Genomic DNA, 4,001 nt, shown 5'->3' on the forward strand with positions numbered 1-4,001 from the left:
CCGCCGGGGCACGCGGCTCGCTGATCCTCCTGCTGCTGGTGGGCCTGCTGCTGGTGGGCCTGGCCGGTGACGGCGGTGGCGTCCCGCTCGTCGTCGACACGGCGGCGAACCGGCAGGTCTCGGCGGGGCTCGCCCGCACCCCGCCGATGGGCTGGAACAGCTGGAACGCCTTCGGCGGAAGCGTGCGCGACAGCGACATCCGGGCCGCCGCCGACGCCCTGGTCCGCTCGGGGATGCGCGCCGCCGGCTACCGCTACGTGATCGTCGATGACGGCTGGATGGCGCCGACCCGCGGCGACGATGGACGCCTGGTCGCCGATCCCGAACGGTTCCCCGCCGGCATCGCCGCCCTCGCCGCCTACGTGCACGCCCGCGGCCTGCGGTTCGGCCTCTACGCCTCCCCCGGCCGCACCACCTGCCAGGGGCTGCCCGGCAGCTTCGGCCACGAGACCACCGACGCCGCCACCCTCGCCGGGTGGGGGGTCGACTACCTCAAGTACGACGCCTGCGGCTACCCGGACCTGCGCCCGGCCGGCGCCGACGCCCGCAGGTGGCTGATCGCCGGCTTCGGCCGGATGCGCGCCGCGCTCGACGCCACCGGCCGGCCCGTCGTGTTCAGCATCAACCCGTCGTCGGACGGCGATCCCACGGCCGGGCGGGCGTGGACCTGGGCGCCGCGGGTCGCCCATCTGTGGCGGGTCACCAACGACCACGCCCCCTGCTGGGCGTCCACCCAGCCGATGGACGGCTACCCGGGCGTCTGCACCACGGACAACCTCGCCGCCGCCCGCGCCTGGGCGAGCGCCGGCGGCCCCGGCCACTGGAACGACCTGGACATGCTGGCGATCGGCCTGACCCCGGCCACGGTCAACCCCGTGGTACGCGAGCTGGCGGGCCTGGCCACCGCCACCGCGGCCGCCGCCCTCGACGACACCGAGGCCCGCGGCGAGATGAGCATCTGGTCGATGTTCGCCTCCCCGCTGCTCGCGGGCAACGATCTGGCCAGGATGACCGCGGAGACGGCCGCGATCCTCACGAACGCCGCCGTGCTGGCCGTCGATCAGGACCCGCTCGGCGCCGCACCGGTCGCAGTGCCCCGCAGCGACGGTCTCCTGCTGTGGACCCGGCCACTGGCCGGCGGTGACACCGCCGTGCTGGCCGTCAATCGGAGCGACTCCCCCCGCGCGACAACCCTCACCGGGACCGAGCTGACCCTGCCGGCCACAGCCGCCGGCTACCGCGCCACCGACCTGTGGGCGGGCACGAGCACCACCAGCGCCGACGGCTCGCTACCGATAACCCTCGCCCCGCGCTCCGCCGCCCTGTTCCGCCTCGCTCCCGCCGACCGCGACACCCGTCGAGTTCCGTTCGCGCAGAACTGAGCGCCCAGGCGGCTCAGCGCGGCCAGCGGGCGCCGGGCTCCCAGACCGACATGACGACGCTGGCCATGTCCAGGCTGTCGCTCAGTGGCAGTCGCCCGTCGCCCACCCGGGCGAGGAACTCACCGAAGACCTTCGCCGGATCGTCGTCGAGTTCGTAGACCGCCAGGTGCCGCTGTGGCAGGCGACCGGCACCGGCCTCCACCTCGGCGGGCGGGATGTCCGGCCGGACCTGGTAGCGCTGCGCGGAGACCACGCCGGGAACCGCGCAGACGTCGCGGATGTGTACCTCGTCGTACCACTTGTTGTACTCGTCGTCCCGCCCGTCGGCGGGATTGCTCAGGACCAGGAAAAGCGTGCGGGCCACGTCCGGTTTCCCCTCCTCGGCGAGAACCGGCCGCCCTCAGGACGCCGCCGGTGTCCGATGATCCGGACACTAGCGACCAGTCGGCACAGAGTCCACGGTTTTCTGACAGGCAACTGCCAGAAAGTGGCCCCCGGACTGCTGCTGCCACCACCTTCCGGCAGGGCCGGGACTCCCGGGATGCACCGCAGCTCCTGGGATGGACTACAGCTCGCGGGATCGACTACAGCTCGCGGGATGGACTGCGATTCCCGGGTTACACCCCGGCTCCCGGGATGCACCGCGGCTCCCGGGATGGGTTATCTCCCCGCGCCCGAGGAGACTGGGCGCATGCTGCCCGAGCGCGCGGTCACCGGGGCGGACCTGCCCGTGCGGGACGTCCTGCCCGCGCTCGTCACCGCGCTGACCGGCGGCGACCATCCCGCGCCCGGTACCGGCGCGGACGGGGCGGATCCGGGCGGCGGCGCAGGCGGGGTCGCGGTGCTGGTCGCACCACCCGGGACGGGCAAGACGACGCTGGTCCCGCTCGCGCTCGCCGACGTGGTCACGGGCCGGGTCGTCGTCGCCCAGCCGCGGCGGATCGCGGTGCGGGCGGCGGCGCGGCGGATGGCCTGGCTCGTCGGCGGTGAGGTCGGCGACGCCGTCGGCTACACGATCCGCGGGGAGCGCCGGGTCGGGCGGTCCACCCGGGTCGAGGTGGTCACGACGGGGGTCCTCGTCCGGCGGCTGCAACGCGACCCGGAACTCCCCGGGACCGGCGCGGTGATCCTCGACGAGTGCCACGAGCGCCACCTCGACGCCGACCTGGCGCTGGCGTTCCTGCTCGACGTCCGCGCGGCGCTGCGGCCCGACCTGCTGCTGCTCGCGACCTCGGCGACCGCCGACACCCCGCGGCTGGCCGACGTGCTGGGTGCGCCCGGACCGCCCGCTCCCGTCGTCGGCGCCGACGCCACGCGCTTCGACGTCGAGGTGGTCTGGACGCCGCCGTCGGGACCGATCACGCCCGCGCACGGCCTGCGGGTCGACCCGCGGCTGCTCGACCACGTCGCCGCGACGGTCGGGCGCGCCCTGCGCGAAACGGCCGGGGACGTGCTCGTCTTTCTGCCCGGCGCCGGCGAGATCACCGCGGTCGCCGGGCGGCTCGCGGGCCACCGCGGCATCGTCGACGTGCTCCCCCTGCACGGCCGGCAGTCCGGCGGGACGCAGGACGCGGCCCTGCGCCCCGGGCCGCGCCGGCGGGTCGTGCTGGCGACCGCGGTGGCGGAGAGCAGCCTCACGGTGCCCGGGGTCCGGGTGGTCGTCGACGCCGGACTGGCCCGCTCCCCACGGATGGATCATGCCCGTGGGCTGGGCTCGCTGGTGACGGTGCGGGTGTCCCGGTCGTCCGCCGGGCAGCGCGCCGGCCGGGCCGGGCGCGAGGCACCAGGTCGGGTCTACCGCTGCTGGTCCGCCGCCGAGCACGACCGGCTGCCCGCCCAGGCCGAACCGGAGATCGCCGTCGCCGACCTGACCGGCTTCGCCCTGGACCTCGCGGTCTGGGGTCATCCCGGCGGCGGCGGCCTCGACCTGCTCAGCGACCCGCCGGCGGGGGCGATGGACGCCGCCGGGGCGTCGCTGCGGGCGCTCGGAGCGCTCGACGACGCCGGCCGGGTGACGCCGCGAGGACGATCGATCGCCGCCGTCGGGGTCCATCCGCGGCTCGCCGGTGCCCTGCTCGCCGGCTCTCCCGTCGTCGGCGCCCGGCGCGCGGCCGACATCGTGGCGATCCTGTCGGGCGACGGCCCGGCCGGCGGTGCCGGACCGGGCTCGGAGTCCGACGACCTGCTCGCCGCGTGGCGCCGCCTGCGGGCAAACGCCGACCGGGCCGCCTCCGCCCGCTGGCGCGACGAGTCACGCCGTCTGCGCACGGCCGCCGAAGACGCCGCAGGCGCAGGCGCAGGCGCCGAAACCACCGGAGCCGCCGGAATCACTGTCCCCGTCACCGGTGGTCGCCCGCCTGGCCCCGCGACACGGCCCGGGCCGCCCGGCGGCGGCGTCACCGACGACCTCAGGGCGGGGCCCAGACCGCCCGGCAACGGCATCACCGACGACCTCGCGGCCGGACTCGTGATCGGGCTCGCCTTCCCCGAGCGGCTCGCGCGGGCCCGTATCACCGGCGGCACGACGTACCTGATGGCCGGGGGAACGGCCGCGGAGCTGACCGCCGGCTCGGCGCTCACCGGCGCGCAGTGGCTGGCCGTCGCGGTCGCCGACCGGGG

3 protein-coding genes are annotated in these 4,001 nt (G+C 76.2%); 2 read left to right on the forward strand and 1 reads right to left on the reverse strand.

Annotated elements, in window-relative coordinates; translation table 11 throughout:
- Nucleotides 1–1,382: glycoside hydrolase family 27 protein (locus tag ND748_RS27110; protein ID WP_251749044.1), on the forward strand; the 1,382-nt coding region annotated here is incomplete at its 5' end.
- Nucleotides 1,383–1,395: 13 nt separating this feature from the next.
- Here ND748_RS27110 and ND748_RS27115 read toward each other — a convergent pair.
- Nucleotides 1,396–1,746 (reverse strand): hypothetical protein, encoded by a 351-nt coding sequence (locus ND748_RS27115; RefSeq protein WP_251749045.1) that lies wholly within the window; start codon nucleotides 1,744–1,746, stop codon nucleotides 1,396–1,398.
- Nucleotides 1,747–2,073: 327 nt separating this feature from the next.
- Between ND748_RS27115 and ND748_RS27120 the strand changes: the two genes are divergently transcribed.
- Nucleotides 2,074–4,001, forward strand: a 1,928-nt coding sequence (locus ND748_RS27120; RefSeq protein ID WP_251749046.1) for a helicase-related protein, incomplete at its 3' end; no start/stop codon positions are given.

The sequence above is a fragment of the Frankia sp. AiPs1 genome, assembly GCF_023716945.1.
GTDB lineage: Bacteria > Actinomycetota > Actinomycetes > Frankiales > Frankiaceae > Frankia.